We start from the raw sequence: 14494 nt of genomic DNA, 5'->3' as shown, positions 1-14494 counted from the left end.
TTGTTATGAAGGGGGTCAACCAAAAAAAGGGGGTCGCTTGGCCATGAATGCCTCAATGCCTTCCCGGTGTTCGGCAGTGTCCGCGTACCGGTAGCTGTCCCGAGGCACCACCCCAGTCTCGTGCACACGCGACATGGCTCTCAAGGTCTGCTTGTTCAGCCGGGCTGCCCGAGGCGCCAGTACTGCCATAGCCTGCAGCCGTTGTTCAACGGCCGGGAGCAGATCCTGCTGCGGTACCACCTGGTTCAGGAAGCCGCGCTGCTGCATGTCGGCCGCACCCAGCACGGCGGCCGACAGCAGCATCTCGCGGGCGGTCAGCTCGCCCACGGCACGCATGACCAGCGCCGCCTCGCGCGGCGCCATCGGAAAACCGAGCTTGGCAATCGGCGCACCAAAGCGGGCGCTGTCGCTGGCCAGCCGGAGGTCGCAGCAACTGGCGATCTCCACCCCGGCGCCCATGCAGTGGCCCTCGATCCGGGCCACGATGAGCAGGTCGCAGTCGAGCATGGCCTGCAAGCCGCCCCACACGTCGTTTTCATGAAAGTCGCGCAGGCTGGCTTCGTCAAAGCGGAAAGCGGCGTATTCAGAGATGTCGCCCCCGGCGCAAAAATGCCCGCCCTCACCGCGAATCAGCACGCCCCGCAGCGCGCTGTTTTGCTGGATCGATGCAAACACAGCGCGCAACTCGCGCCACATCGCGCGCGACATGGCGTTGAACTTGCCCGGATGGGACAGCGTCACGAAGGCCACCGCGCTGGAGATGTCCAGTGAAACAGTCCCGCTCACAGACCGCCCCGCGCCAGGGGACAGCGACAACACGAAACGTGGAGCATGGAAGCCCGTTTCGCCGCCGGGCCGCCCCAAGGCGAAACCGCCCCCCTGGGGGGCCGCGACGACACGCAGTGCGCAAGCGCGGGGACCATACTCATTCGAGTTTGGCGCCCGAGGCCTTGACCACCATCGCCCAGCGCTTGACTTCACTACCCACAAAAGCGCCAAACTGCGGCGGCGTCAAATGGCCAAACTCCGCACCGTTGCTGGCCCAGATGGCCTTGAGTTCATCAGTGGCGGCCGCCCGGCGCAGCTCTTCGACAATGCGCGCCTGCACGTCGGCGGGCGTGCCCTTGGGTGCCCACAGGCCGTACCAGGTGGTCACGGTGTAGTCGGGCAACCCCAGTTCGCCTGCGCACGGCACATCCGGAAAAGCCGGGTTGCGCTTGAGCCCGGACACCATCAGCGCCTTGATGCGGCCACCCTTGATGTGGCCGGCCGAGGAACCCAGACCGTCAAACATCATGTCGACATTGCCCGAGATCAAGTCCTGCAAGGCAGGGCCTGCGCCGCGGTAGGGAATGTGGGTGATGAAGGTTTTGGTCTGCTGCTTGAACAGCTCGCCCGCCAGGTGGTGCGACGTGCCGGCCCCTGCGGAACCGTAATTGAAGCGGCCCGGCTTGCTGCTGACCTGCGCCAGAAAGGACTTGAAGTCGCCCGGAATGTTTTTGGGGTTGACCACCAGCACCTGCGGCACGTTGGCCATCAGCGCCAGCGGCACAAAATCTTTTTCAATGTCGTAGTCCAGCTTGGGGTACATCGACGGCGCAATTGCGTGATGCACCGCGCCCATGAACAGCGTGTAGCCGTCAGGCGCGGCCCTGGAAGCGATGCCGGCGCCCAGCGTGCCGCCAGCGCCGCCGCGGTTGTCAATGATGAGCTGCTTGCCGGTCAGTTTGGCAAACTGCGCGGACAGGGGCCGGGCGAAAGCGTCGGTGCCGCCACCTGCGGGGAATGGCACCACGACTGTCACCGGCTTGGTGGGCCAGCCCGACTGGGCATGGCTGCCCAGGGATAGCGCCGCAAGGCCTGCCGCCGCAGCGCGCAATACGTTGCGCCGCGAACCGTTCACATCAAAATCAACTGTCATGTTTGTCTCCTGTCATTGTTAATAAAAAAGCCGAAATCACTGCAAAAAAAACACCGTCAAATATACAAGTCCTCAATGCTGCCCGAGGCGGGAATCTTTCCCTGTGCAAACAGGTCGCGGTACTTGTCCAGGCGCTTGAGATCGTAAAGGTAATTCACCATCAGGCCGTAAGACTGCTTGAGCCCCTTGGGCGACGGGTCACCGGCCCAGTTGAGCCGCTCTATGCGCGCGCCGTTGCCCAAGTGAAAGCGCGCCACCGGATCGACGGGCTTGCCCTCGTTCGTGGCCTGGCCCAGGTAATGCGCGGCGCAGTGCATCAGCATCAGGCGGACCGGCGATTTCTCGGCCAGCGTCAGCGCACCTTCGGCGGCTGACAAAAAATGTCCTGCGCCCGGCGGCTCGTATCCCACGGCGCGGCCCAGCGCGGTACGCTCCTTGTCGCCGAGTTGTTCGAGCAAGCCCGCCGCGTTTTTCGTCAACCAGCTCCGAAAGCCCGGGATCGGCGAGAGGGTGGCAAAGGTCTTGAGCTTGGGAAACTCGTCCTTGAGCGTTTCCACCACGCGCTTGATCAGCGAATCGCCAAAGCTCACACCGCGCAGGCCCGCCTGGGTGTTGCTGATGGAATAAAAAATGGCGGTCGTCGCCTTGTTCAGGTCGGACGCGTCCGCCGACTCGTCGAGCAGCGGCATGATGCTGCTGGCCATGGCGTCGACCAGCGCGACTTCGACAAAGATCAGCGGCACGTCGGGCAGGCGCGGATGAAAAAACCCGTAGCAGCGCCGGTCGCTGTCGAGCCGGTTCTTCACGTCGGCCCAGCTCTTGATGTCGTGCACCGCTTCGTACTTGATCAGTTTTTCAATTAGCGAGGCCGGCGAATCCCAGCTGATGCGCCGCAGGTCCAGAAAACCCACGTCAAACCAGGTGGAAAACATGTATTCCATTTCCACATCGAGCGCCATCAGCCGCTTGTCGGCCTTCAGGAAGGGCAGCATTTCAGCCCGCAAGTCGACCAGGAACTGGACGCCCTGCGGGTAGACGCTGAAGCGCTGCAGCAGCCGCCGGCGCGGCGACACGGTGGCGCGGCGGTAATGCACTTCGGCCACCGCCTCGTCGGCTGTGCCCACCGCTGCCGCAAACCGGGCTTGCGCGTCTTTGACTTTTTGCACGTCGGCCACGAAGTACTCGCTCATCAGCAGCCACATGTCGCGCCGCTGCTCGGCGGGCGCCGAGGCATACCAGGCGGCCACGTCCATGGCGCGCCGGCCGCCCTCCACCTCGCTCACGCGCGGGTCCATGATGGCCTGCAACTCCTGCAGCGTGCGGCGCAGCACGCGCGGCGACAGGGCCTCGTCTTTTTCGCTCAGCGTGGCCTGCAAGCGCTCGCGGGTGGAGCGCGAGGTCGGGCGAACGCTGCCACCGGCCGGCGTCGTGACAGGGTTCGCCGCCGTCGGCAGCGGCACAGACACGCCTGATTTAATAGCTGCTTGCGCCGGTTTAACCGGCGCTACAGCCTCTTTTTCCTTGGAATTTGCGGCGGGCAGCAGCCGGGAGACGCTGCGGCTGATCCAGTCTGAAGTGTTCATGCCAATAACCTGCTTTTCTGGGTACGTGTGAGTTCGCGCAGCGCCTCGCGCTGGCGCATCAGGTGGGCGCGCATGGCTTCCTCGGCGCCTGCGCTGTCGCGCGCGCGCAGGGCGGCATAGATCGCCAGGTGTTCGCTCAGGCTTTGCGCCAGCCGCCCCGGCGCATGCAGTTGCTGCAGCCGGGCCAGCTTGAGGATCTTGCGCAAATCAGCTATGGCCTGGGCCAGCCAGCGGTTGTTGGCCAAGGTGATGATGGCCTCGTGGATGGTGAAATTGGTGGCGTAGTAGTCGTTGATGCGTTCGGCCTGGGCGTGCTGCCGGAGCCGCTCGTGCAGGCTGTCCAGCGCCGCGATGTCGGCATCGCTGGCCTTGCGTGCCGCCTCAAAGGCGCAGCGCCCTTCAAGCATGGCAATCACGGGGAAAATCTCGTCCAGGTCCTGCTCGCTCACCTCGTTGACAAAGCAGCCGCGCCGGGGCTCGTGGCGCAGCAGCCCTTCGGCCGTCAAGACCTTGAGCGCTTCCCGTAGCGGTGTGCGGGAGATTTCAAGGCGCTCGCACAAGGCGACCTCGTCCAGAAAGCTGCCCGGCGGCAGCTGACCGGCAAAAATCTGCTCGCGCAGCGTTTTGGCAACCTCCTGATGCAGTGAACTCTGGACAAGGCGCATGGCGCGGGCTCCCTGGGTGTGGATCTATCTTGTAATTTCGAATAATTATGCGTAATTATCAAGATCAGCCCGAGCAAAATCAATACGGTTGAGCGGCAAAACCACAGGGGGAAACCCGAATGGTCCGTGGCCTGCCGGTCCGGTCAGGGGCGCCAATCAGCTATTCAATCCATAGCTGAAAGCGCCCGTGCGGTCAGGGCTGAGTTCGCTTTGAGGCCCAAACCCAGAGCCAGACGCCGGCGGCAATCATTGGAATACACAGCCACTGGCCCATGCTCATACCCAGGGAAAGGATGCCCAAAAAGTCGTCGGGCTCGCGGAAAAATTCGGCGATGAAGCGGAACACGCCGTAGCCGACCAAAAATGCGCCCGAAACCTGGCCCATCTTGCGCGGCCCTCTAGCGTACAGCCAAAGCAGCACAAACAGCAGCAGGCCTTCCATCAGGAACTGGTAGACCTGCGACGGGTGGCGCGGCAGCAGCGAGCCGCTGTGGCGAAACACCATGCCCCAAGGCAAATCGGGGTCACTGAAACGGCCCCACAACTCGCCGTTGATGAAATTGCCAACCCGCCCGGCCGCCAGCCCCGTGGGAACACAGGGCGCGATGAAGTCCATGACCTGAAGCCAGGGCCGCTGGCGGCTGCGCGCAAACCACAGCTGCGACACCAGCACACCCAGCAGGCCGCCATGAAAGCTCATGCCGCCCTGCCAGACCGCCAGAATCTCCAGCGGATGGGCCAGGTAGTAGCCCGGCTTGTAAAAAAGGCAATAGCCCAGCCGCCCGCCGATCACCACGCCCATGACGCCGAGAAACAGGATGTCCTCAATGTCCTTGCGCGACCAGGCGCCGGGGCCGGTGATGGACGCATACGGCTGGTGCCGCAGACGCAGGGTGGCCAAAAAAAAGAACAGCCCGAAGGCGGCCAGGTAGGTCAGGCCATACCAGTGAATGCCGAGCGGGCCAAGCTGCAGCGCGATGGGATTAATTTCAGGATGAATGAGCATGGCGCCTATTTTGCCTGCAAGCCGTGTCAGCCCCGTGAACCGCCCCGTGAACGCGTAGGGCACAGCCCGCTTCAGGCGGGAGGGCATACGGTGAATTCAAGCCTACCCAAAGGCGGCTGGCGGACCGGCAAAGCGCGCCGCCAGGCCTGGCATCACGGCATAAGCCGCCCGTTTCATCCGCTCAAGCTTTTCGCTTCAACGGCTGCCAGCCCGCAAACGTGGGATGGTGGCGCTGCACCACCGGGCCGTCGAAATCCCAGGCGATGCATTTGCCCAGGTGGTAAGGCGGCCCGGCGTTTTCAGGCTCGGGCAGGCCGGCTTGGCTGCGCAGGCGGTCCTGGTAAGCGGGAATGGTCTGGTAGGCCGCCGTGGCCATGTTGAACAGCAGTTCGCGCAGATGCGTGCAGCCGCGTGTGCCGCCCAGCGCCCGCTCAATGGCCTGTCGCCAGCCCGGCCCCATGGTCACGCCCACCATCTGCTGCATCGGGTCCGTGCCCTGCTGGCATTCGCCAAAAGGCGTGTGCTCACTCGAACTGGCGATCTCGCGGATCGTCATGCTGTCGTCCACCGTTGCACGAATCGCCATGCCGTGGATGGGCGTGCCCGGCGGCATGTCGCCGCGCTCGGGAAAATTCAGCGCATAGGTCTTGGTGTCGGTCAGTTCGGCCTCGATGTCCCACAGGCCGTCCTCACGGTGATAGCCGCGATAGACGACGGCGCGGGTGTGCAGGTGGGTTCGGGCTTGGGGTGCGGGGAGGGGCATGGGGGCTTCATTGAACTGGAAAATGTGATTTTCCCAGAATGCCTGCGGCTTATGGTCAAGCGGTGGGGCCGTCAATTGATGCCGCTCTGGGTTTCGGCTTTGCAGCGTAAACAGTCATTCGCGACGGGCAGCTTTCGGGCTGTCCAGTTGCGTGATTTGTGATACCGGTCAGCCGACGCTCGCGGAATTCGGCATCGTGCCCTTATGTCGAGCTCTACAGCTGGACACTATGCATAAGTGTCCATTGGAGTCACTGAAGAAGGTGGGAACCAATGGGATGGACCGAGCCGGTGTCCTCGTCAAACTTTAGAGTGACTGCTGGCAATGTTCGGGGTGCGACGGCGCTTGATTCTTGCACTGTTCTGAATCTCACATAGACCACTTGCGCGGAAGTCTCAAGGACTCAATAGTCACGTAGTTAACACGAGTCGATACCAAAACGCTGGCGCAACAGGCGTGCCAAAGTGCCTGCATGCAATCAGGTCAATCGCTGGCAAACCAACTTTGCAGCCCATTGTCTGAAGGCATTCTTTTCCTTGCTCCGATTCCACAATAACACGCATGTGTGCAAGCCACTGCGCCATGTCTTCAGGCAACCGGATAGGAGCCTCCGAAGCCCCTGATGAAAAATGGGCTGCATGAAAGTACAGGTGCTCGTGTATTTGCTTGTCTGGGTGCCACAACTGCGCACACGTCTCTGGGTAGTCCTGAACCAGCCCTTGTCTCAATGCGCGATACGACTCACCCAGTCCCAACACCGCACACCACCCAGCCAGAACCGCAATCATCCAAGAGGTCTTCATTAACTTGTCGGCTGTTTGACCAGAATGCCAACCACCAATGTCCGCCAAATCGTCGATGGAATCGCTGTCAATCGGAACATATCGTTTGGCTTTGAAGGCGTAATCGATGTTGCGAATCAGAGTCTGGAGCCAGCATTTGGCGATGTCCGCGCGTCCCGTCAGCACCAGCAACAACATGCCAAGAACGATGTCTTGGCTGTGCCTGTCAAAACATGGAGAGTTGCAAATGCCGTTGCTGGAAATCAGTGATGCAAGCGCAGCGGCCACGGTGTCTGCATTCTTGTGCTGCGCTACTTGATCTTCATCGTCGCCAGCAACTGACAGCACATGGGTCAACCCAATGGATGCCAGCATGCCGATTTGCTCAAACGCTACCAGCGACAGCTCCGCACTGTCGGACGCATACCCCAGCAGTCCATCCTCAACGTAGCAATGCGCTTGTAGTTTTTCGAAATAGTGCCTTCCAACGGTCAGATATCCTTGCCAAACTGACCCAAGTGCATGGTTCATGTCTTGGTCTGAGTCCCACCCATCAAATGCCCGCACTCTGTGCCAAGACCACAGCAAGGCTCGCTCTATAGCCCGCAATCCTTGGCGGCCATCGCCGTCCCCAAGTGCCCACGAAGCGAATGCATGGGCCGCAAAGTTGACCACCCGCAATGCCTTCAGTAAATCCTTCCTTGACTTTGAGGAGCCGTCAGGCACACCTTCAGGAGTCAACCCAAGGGTTCTCAGCATCAGCCTGTGCAGGTCTCTTTGGTCGTATTCGACATCGCCAGCCAAGGCCAATGCACGGCGCAAATCGCGCCTGTCCTCGTCATGGAAGATGTGTTCATCCAGCAGGTGGCGTTCAATCAGAGTGGACAGCTTGTCAAGCCCCCAAAACTCAATCAATGCCCGGTCTTTTTGATCATTGACGTAACCGCTCCAACCGGCCTGAATGGTTTGTTTCAGTTCGCCATTGGTGACCACGGCGATGCGGACAGGCTTGTCAATGTCTTCTGCTTCCACATGAGATTTGAGATACACATCAAAGATCTCGTTCAAGCTGGGTCTGATGGCTTGATCACCTCCATCCCACTCTGCTCGCCCGATGTCTTTTTGCTTGATGACCAACAAAAGCAGTTCAGCTTGTCCGGTATCCGGGTTGATGCCTCGGGCTGCAATATCGACACCAAACTGCCGATTTCCGGTTTGTGGGCGAGCAACGGGCACATAGCCCATTTCGACCAGCAAATCTGGCAGCAGCCTGTCCAGCTCATTGCGCTCTTTGAGTGTGCGCAGGTACTCAGCAATGACAAGGGCCAGTCTCATTCGTCATCTCGCTTTGCGATACGGTAGTGGAGTCCAGCAATGGCGTAACCAGCGGGATCTGTGAGCGCACGTTTGGGTAGGCTGATCGAGTGGGAAATACTCTGCAAATGCTGTGTAGGCCCAACGTTGTTGCCTGAAACTGAAAACCAACCTCGACCTGCTTTCATTGGGATCACTGTAGAAATTAAACGAATGATGGACTTCTCATTGGCCGTTTCCATCGCCTTTTCCATTTCCCGTGCCCGACTCAATGCAATGGCTCGGCGAAGCCTCATGGGTGGACGAAGTTCCTGCAACCTGGGCAGGCCATCCATGGCTGTACTTCGCTGGAGAAGGATGGCATGTATCTGCACCAGCAACTCCTTCTCTGGCGAATTGGCCGTTTCTTGCCGCACTTTCAAAGCCTCCATCGTGGCATGCGCGTAGTCCCGGCCCACCTCCTCTGTCAGCAGTGAGTACACCCAACTAAAACTCCGGCCGGGGGCATTGTTCGTTTCCAGCAAAGAAAACGTCAGTGACAGCAGGGGCTCCTCTGAGATCACATAGCCAAGCAGCCGACGAGCCAGGAACCTGAAGTCTTGCGAGGTGAAGGTGTTGAGCACTTCCGGCGAAAACGCTGGCGACTTCATTCCACGAATGTGCAAGTAGCTGATAAGTCCGCCGAAGGCCACGGCAAGTTGCTTCTCGGGCGCAACCAGCCAGCGCGTGATGACAGCCTGGAAGCCCGGCTGGTCATTGGCAATTTGCATGATGGTCTGGTCAAACAGCTCAATCAAGGCTTTGTCATTAAGGCTTGAGCCGCCATGCTGGATGAGCCATTGACTCAAGCAATCCAGCACCCACGGTCGATGCTCGGGTGTTGCATAAAGCTGATGCAACACCCAATCGAAGTTATTAACGGCGTTTTGTTGCGATGGTAAAAGCCCAACCAGTGATTGCAGCAAGGGTTTGAAATGAAGGGAGGACACTGGCAAGTCCTGCTGATTCATGAACAAGAAATCAGCAATCACTGCAAGTGTGTAGTCGCCATGCTCCGATGCCAGCCGAACGAGTTCTAACATCAACCGTTCGTCCTTCAACGACGCGTGGGCCACTGCACGAATCGCTGACTGTTGAATCTCAGTGGGCGCTCCGCTGGTTTTGTTAGTCAGAACTGCAACGCAGTCGTCCAAATCACAGTCGTTCAATTTGTGAGCCTGTATCGCCCTGCCCAGTGTCCACAGCGCAGCCCCTGCGATCAACGAATTAATATCTTCGGCATCTTCTCTAGCCTTCTCCAGCGCAAGAGATTGCTGATCGGTGTACATCAATGATTGCAAGGCTGTGCTGTACAAGCTTTGCATGGACTCCGACATATTTTCTCTGGTGATGCGCCAGGTATCCCAGGCAACTTTCGATTCTGAGCGTAAGCGGCGCTCGATGGCATTGAAGATCATCCCACTGGCCATGTCACGTTTTGTGGACTCATGCTGGGCTTCAACGACTGCCACGAGATCCTCTGCTCGGAGGTTTGGCAAGTGCGGCAGTGCTTTTTCCAGCAGATGAAGCACGTCAAAGACACGCCGATCTTTATCGCCGATGATCTTTGCGGCCTCTAAAAGCACACTCACGCTCTGGCCGGCCAAGCCCAACAAGCGACCGGATGCCGAATCAGGGTGCCCAATTTCGTTTCGCCACAGTTCGTACGCCGCATCAAACAGCGCATCGGTACCGCTCAAGGGCATCACTTGCTGAAAAGTTGCCAGTGCAGCGCAGCGATTGCGGGCTTCCAGATGTGCGAATTCGATTTCATCTTCAACACAACGCCAAAACGGATTGCCCTCGACCGTGGTTACTTCTGCGGTACTGAATGGGCTGTAAGTCAGATCTGTATTTTTTCGTTGGTGAAGAGCCAGGGCTGCATCCAAAACGGCTTGTGGAATGGCTTGGATTGTTGTTGACGCTGTCATTTTCAGAACTCCCTGATCACCGATAACAATCGACCGAATGAAACCCAGTATGACATTTGTTGGAATTGTCAATACGCCTCCCCACAACCGAAATACCTCAAAGTTGAGTCTCTGGTTTGCAAAATCAGCACCACATCGCCAACGGTCGGGCTGCAGAAGCCTATGACCGCTTTGAAGGAGGCAAATCTTAAATGTCTACTTCGGCAACGGGTCTGAACCCGACTTTCACCCCATTTGTACAACGCGGGTGACCTGACCCCACCCACCCTGCGCCTAACGCGATCCGTCGCCGAGAGAGTTTTGGACGCCAAGATGGACGAGACCTGGTTATTGACTTAAATTAAGAGTCAAATCAGGCGCTAGCGCATACGCAACGGGCGCAAGCAGCTATCATTTTCATACTGACTTCAATCCCTCCCACAGAATCCAATGCCGCGTCTCCCGATTGCGCCATGGTCAGCCTCAAGGCTGCGCGGCCAGCCGGGAAGCTATCGCATCCTGCAAACCTATGCGGCGCGCTAAAGTGAAGGCTTGAACCCACGACTACGACTCACGGAGACACCATGCCCACCCCCATCTCGGACATCCACATCGCCAGTGCCGACCCGCTGCCCGAACCCCGGCTGCTGCGGGACGAACTGCCTGCGGGCGAGGCCGAGGCGGCCTTCATCGCCGCGTCGCGCGCGGCCACCCGCAAGATTCTGCGCGGCCTGGATGACAGGCTGCTGGTCATCGTGGGCCCGTGCTCTGTTCACGAGCCGGCGTCGGCGCTGGAATACGCGGCGCGGCTGCGCCAGGAAGCGGCGCGGCTGGGCGATTCGCTGCTGCTGGTGATGCGTGTCTATTTTGAAAAGCCGCGCACGCGCATGGGCTGGAAGGGCCTGATTTATGACCCGGGGCTGGACGGCCAGGGCGACATTGGCAAGGGCCTGCGCCATGCGCGGCGCATCTTGCTGGAGTGCGCGCGCCTGGGCGTGCCGGCGGGCTCTGAAATCCTGGACCTGGTGACGCCGCAGTATTACGCCGAGCTGCTGACCTGGGGCGCGATTGGCGCCCGCACGGTGGAAAGCCCGCTGCACCGGCAGATGGCTTCGGCGCTGTCGGCGCCCGTGGGCTTCAAAAACGCCACCAACGGCAGCGTGGGGGCGGCCATTGACGCCATCCATGTGGCGGCCCAGCCGCACCGCTTTCCGACCATCTCGCTCGAAGGCCGGGCCATGGTCATCACGACCACCGGCAACCCCGACGGCCACCTGGTGCTGCGCGGCGCCAGCGACGGGCCGAACTACGACGCCGCCAGCGTCAGGCGCGCCACCGAGGCGCTGGAGAAATCCGGCCTGCCGCCGCGCCTGGTGATCGACTGCAGCCACGGCAACAGCAGCAAGGACTACGCACGGCAGCCGGCCGTGGCGGCCGACATTGCGCAGCAGGTCGCCGGCGGCGCTACCGGCATCTGCGGCCTGATGCTGGAGAGCCATCTGGTCGAGGGGCGGCAGGACATAGTGAATGGCCGCCAGGGCCTGCGCTACGGGCAGAGCGTGACCGACGCCTGCATTGGCTGGGACACGACCACGGCGGTGCTGGAGCAGCTGGCGGCGGCCGTGCGCCAGCGCCGGGCGGTCGCATACCCATAATCCGGCGCCAAACTGATCGCGCACCACAAGGCCGTCGGGCTTGAATGCCTGGACACGCCCGGCGACATCGGCCGTCACCACACGCGCGCAAGAAAGGCCATTCAACACTTTTCTGCGTCTGAGCAGCCCGGGCGTCATCGCCAGCCTGTGCGAAAGCTTTCACAAATGGTGCAGCGCTCAATCATCCGTTATTGAATTGCAAATCAAGTCCGTCCGGCGCAAACGCCATGAAGCGCAACAGCGCAGGACTGGCTGCCCCGGCGGCCCAGACCAGGCTGGTCTCACAGCCGGGCACGGCCCGGCCCTTGCTGCCTTTAAGCGCCCGGTACACCACGCCCGGCCGCTGAAACTGCCGCACGCTGTCGGGCACCCACGCCACGCCAATGCCGGCTGAAACCAGGTTGACGATGGTCTGCATCTGGATGGCCTCCTGTGCCACGCGGGGCAGGTAGCCTGCAGCGTGGTACATCGCAAAAATGGCGTCGTACAGCGACGGCAGAATACGGCGCGGAAAAATCACCAGGGGCTGGTCCAGCAAGTCCTTCAGCGTGAGCGTGGCGTTGGCGGCCAGCGCGCTCTGCTCGGGCAGCGCCACCACCAGCGGGTTCCTTGACAGCCGCTTGCAGGTCAGGCCCGGCGGTGCAAACCCCGGCGAATGCAGGATGAAGCCGGCATCAATTTCACCGCGTCCGAAGGCTTCGAGCTGAACATCTCCTGTCGCCTCGATCAGTTCGAGCTGCACCTTGGGATACTGCTCGCGAAAGGCGCGGACCCAGCGCGGCAGCAAATCAAACCCGACCGTGGACACAAAGGCAAGCCGCAAGCGCCCCGCTTCGCCGTCGGCACTGGCGTGCGCAAGCCCGGGCATGGCGGCCGCGCGAGCCAGCAGGTCGCGCGCTTCAAGCACCAGGGCAGCGCCTGCCGCCGTCAGCTGAACGCTGCGTTTGGTACGGTCAAATAGCCTGAGCCCCAGCGCGGCCTCCAGCTGGGCGATGGCCTGGGTCAGCGGCGGCTGGGTCATGTTCAGGCGCTGGGCGGCGCGGCTGAAATGGAGTTCTTCGGCCACGGCCAGGAACTGGCGCCACAGGCGCAGCTCAATCAGCGGCGGTTTGCGTACATCACTAAAAATAACGGGCTCAGTCATATGCCGCAGATATTAATACAGCATGAATAATGGATTGGAAAGAATCAGCCAAAGCACGCATACTTGGCGTTTCCAACAAACTCCTCACGAGACGCCCCATGGACATCAAACCGATCGAGCTCAACCCCCGCAGCAAGAACATCACCGAAGGCAAATCCCGCGCGCCCAACCGCTCCATGTACTACGCCATGGGCTACGAGGAGACCGACTTCAAGAAGCCCATGATCGGTGTCGCCAACGGGCACAGCACCATCACGCCCTGCAACAGCGGCCTGCAAAAACTGGCCGACGCGGCGATTGACGCGATTGAGGAAGCCGGCGGCAACGCGCAGGTGTTTGGCACGCCCACCATTTCGGACGGCATGGCCATGGGCACCGAAGGCATGAAGTATTCACTGGTCAGCCGCGAAGTCATTTCCGACTGCATCGAAACCTGCGTGCAGGGCCAGTGGATGGACGGCGTGCTGGTGATCGGCGGCTGCGACAAGAACATGCCGGGCGGCCTGATGGGCATGCTGCGCGCCAACGTGCCGGCCATCTTTGTCTATGGCGGCACGATCTTGCCGGGCCACTACAAGGGCAAGGACCTCAACATCGTCAGCGTGTTTGAAGCCGTGGGCGAAAACGCCGCCGGCCGCATGAGCGACGAAGACCTGCTGCAGATCGAGCGCCGCGCGGTTCCCGGCCCCGGCAGCTGCGGCGGCATGTACACGGCCAACACCATGTCCAGTGCGTTTGAGGCGCTGGGCATTTCGCTGCCCTACTCCAGCACCATGGCCAATCCGCATGACGAAAAAGTCAACTCGGCCAAGGAGTCCGCCAGGGTCCTCGTCGAAGCGATCAAAAAAGACATCAAGCCGCGCGACATCGTCACGCGTAAATCGATTGAAATCGCCGTGGCCGTGATCATGGCCACCGGCGGCTCGACCAACGCCGTGCTGCACTTTCTGGCGATTGCCCATGCGGCAGGCGTGGAATGGACGATTGACGACTTTGAGCGCGTGCGCCAGAAAACGCCGGTGCTGTGCAACCTCAAGCCGTCGGGCGAATACCTGGCCGTGGACTTGCACCAGGCCGGCGGCATTCCACAGGTCATGAAAATGCTGCTGGTCGCCGGCCTGCTGCATGGCGACTGCCTGACGATTTCGGGCCAGACCATTGCCGAAGTCCTCAAGGACGTGCCCGATGCGCCGCGTGCCGACCAGGACGTGATCCGTCCCATCAGCAAGCCGATGTACGCGCAGGGCCACCTTGCCATTCTGAAAGGCAACCTGTCGCCTGAAGGCTGCGTGGCCAAGATCACCGGCCTGAAAAACCCGGTCATGACCGGCCCGGCCCGCGTGTTCGACGATGAGCAGTCGGGACTCGCCGCCATTTTGGCCGGCAAAATCGTGGCCGGTGACGTGATGGTGTTGCGCTACCTGGGCCCCAAAGGCGGCCCCGGCATGCCCGAAATGCTGGCGCCCACGGGTGCGCTGATTGGCGCCGGCCTGGGCGAAAGCGTGGGTCTGATCACCGACGGTCGTTTTTCAGGTGGCACCTGGGGCATGGTGGTCGGCCACGTTGCGCCTGAAGCGGCAGCGGGCGGCAACATCGCGTTCATCCGGGAAGGCGACTCCATCACGATTGATGCGCGCCAGTTGCTGCTGCAACTGAACATCAGCGATGCCGAACTGGAAAGCCGCAAGGTCGGCTGGAAGGCGCCGGTGCCG

11 protein-coding genes are annotated in these 14494 nt (G+C 60.9%); 2 read left to right on the top strand and 9 right to left on the bottom strand.

Annotation, left to right across the window (positions count from 1 at the left end):
* Positions 1–15: 15 nt before the first annotated feature.
* From Q8K05_RS15435 to Q8K05_RS15400, 8 genes are all read right to left on the bottom strand, one after another.
* Positions 16–786 (bottom strand): enoyl-CoA hydratase/isomerase family protein, encoded by a 771-nt coding sequence (locus Q8K05_RS15435; protein ID WP_305247511.1) that lies wholly within the window; start codon positions 784–786, stop codon positions 16–18.
* Positions 787–925: 139 nt separating this feature from the next.
* Positions 926–1921: a tripartite tricarboxylate transporter substrate binding protein gene (locus Q8K05_RS15430; protein WP_305247510.1), complete on the bottom strand. Its 996-nt coding sequence runs from the start codon at positions 1919–1921 to the stop codon at positions 926–928.
* Between the two features lie 56 nt (positions 1922–1977).
* Positions 1978–3504, bottom strand: a complete 1527-nt coding sequence (locus Q8K05_RS15425) for a malonyl-CoA decarboxylase (RefSeq protein ID WP_305247509.1) — start codon at positions 3502–3504, stop codon at positions 1978–1980.
* The gene (locus tag Q8K05_RS15420; protein ID WP_305247508.1) at positions 3501–4169 is read right to left on the bottom strand and encodes a GntR family transcriptional regulator; all 669 of its coding nucleotides are present in this window, start codon (positions 4167–4169) and stop codon (positions 3501–3503) included. The genes Q8K05_RS15425 and Q8K05_RS15420 overlap by 4 nt, the downstream gene beginning before the upstream one ends.
* 193 nt (positions 4170–4362) lie before the next feature.
* A complete protein-coding gene (gene lgt / locus Q8K05_RS15415; protein WP_305247507.1) occupies positions 4363–5175 on the bottom strand; it encodes a prolipoprotein diacylglyceryl transferase in 813 nt (270 codons plus the stop codon).
* 181 nt (positions 5176–5356) lie between these two features.
* Entirely contained in the window at positions 5357–5938 is a 582-nt protein-coding gene (locus tag Q8K05_RS15410) for a DUF2889 domain-containing protein (RefSeq protein ID WP_305247506.1), read from the bottom strand.
* A gap of 410 nt (positions 5939–6348) precedes the next feature.
* Positions 6349–8055: a hypothetical protein gene (locus Q8K05_RS15405; RefSeq protein ID WP_305247505.1), complete on the bottom strand. Its 1707-nt coding sequence runs from the start codon at positions 8053–8055 to the stop codon at positions 6349–6351.
* Positions 8052–10004, bottom strand: a complete 1953-nt coding sequence (locus Q8K05_RS15400) for a hypothetical protein (protein WP_305247504.1) — start codon at positions 10002–10004, stop codon at positions 8052–8054. The genes Q8K05_RS15405 and Q8K05_RS15400 overlap by 4 nt, the downstream gene beginning before the upstream one ends.
* Before the next feature lie 563 nt (positions 10005–10567).
* On the opposite strand from Q8K05_RS15400, the gene Q8K05_RS15395 reads away from it, so the two are divergent.
* Entirely contained in the window at positions 10568–11638 is a 1071-nt protein-coding gene (locus tag Q8K05_RS15395) for a 3-deoxy-7-phosphoheptulonate synthase (protein WP_305247503.1), read from the top strand.
* A 181-nt stretch (positions 11639–11819) separates the two neighbouring features.
* Here the strand turns inward: Q8K05_RS15395 and Q8K05_RS15390 are convergent, their stop codons facing one another.
* On the bottom strand, positions 11820–12782 hold the full coding sequence (locus Q8K05_RS15390; protein ID WP_305247502.1) for a LysR substrate-binding domain-containing protein: 963 nt from the start codon (positions 12780–12782) through the stop codon (positions 11820–11822).
* 98 nt (positions 12783–12880) lie between these two features.
* On the opposite strand from Q8K05_RS15390, the gene ilvD reads away from it, so the two are divergent.
* The coding region (gene ilvD, locus Q8K05_RS15385) for a dihydroxy-acid dehydratase (RefSeq protein ID WP_305247501.1) at positions 12881–14494 on the top strand (1614 nt) is incomplete at its 3' end.

This window comes from Polaromonas sp. (assembly GCF_030682935.1).
Classification (GTDB): domain Bacteria; phylum Pseudomonadota; class Gammaproteobacteria; order Burkholderiales; family Burkholderiaceae_C; genus Polaromonas.
Note: the sequence above shows the minus strand (reverse complement) of the source record. Positions and strands in the feature narration are given on the sequence as shown.

Coding starts and splice junctions, on each gene's coding strand:
- Q8K05_RS15430 (WP_305247510.1), bottom strand. CDS start 1,921: ATGACAGTTGATTTTGATGTGAACGGTTCGCGGCGCAACGTATTGCGC.
- Q8K05_RS15425 (WP_305247509.1), bottom strand. CDS start 3,504: ATGAACACTTCAGACTGGATCAGCCGCAGCGTCTCCCGGCTGCTGCCC.
- Q8K05_RS15420 (WP_305247508.1), bottom strand. CDS start 4,169: ATGCGCCTTGTCCAGAGTTCACTGCATCAGGAGGTTGCCAAAACGCTG.
- lgt (WP_305247507.1), bottom strand. CDS start 5,175: ATGCTCATTCATCCTGAAATTAATCCCATCGCGCTGCAGCTTGGCCCG.
- Q8K05_RS15410 (WP_305247506.1), bottom strand. CDS start 5,938: ATGCCCCTCCCCGCACCCCAAGCCCGAACCCACCTGCACACCCGCGCC.
- Q8K05_RS15405 (WP_305247505.1), bottom strand. CDS start 8,055: ATGAGACTGGCCCTTGTCATTGCTGAGTACCTGCGCACACTCAAAGAG.
- Q8K05_RS15400 (WP_305247504.1), bottom strand. CDS start 10,004: ATGACAGCGTCAACAACAATCCAAGCCATTCCACAAGCCGTTTTGGAT.
- Q8K05_RS15395 (WP_305247503.1), top strand. CDS start 10,568: ATGCCCACCCCCATCTCGGACATCCACATCGCCAGTGCCGACCCGCTG.
- Q8K05_RS15390 (WP_305247502.1), bottom strand. CDS start 12,782: ATGACTGAGCCCGTTATTTTTAGTGATGTACGCAAACCGCCGCTGATT.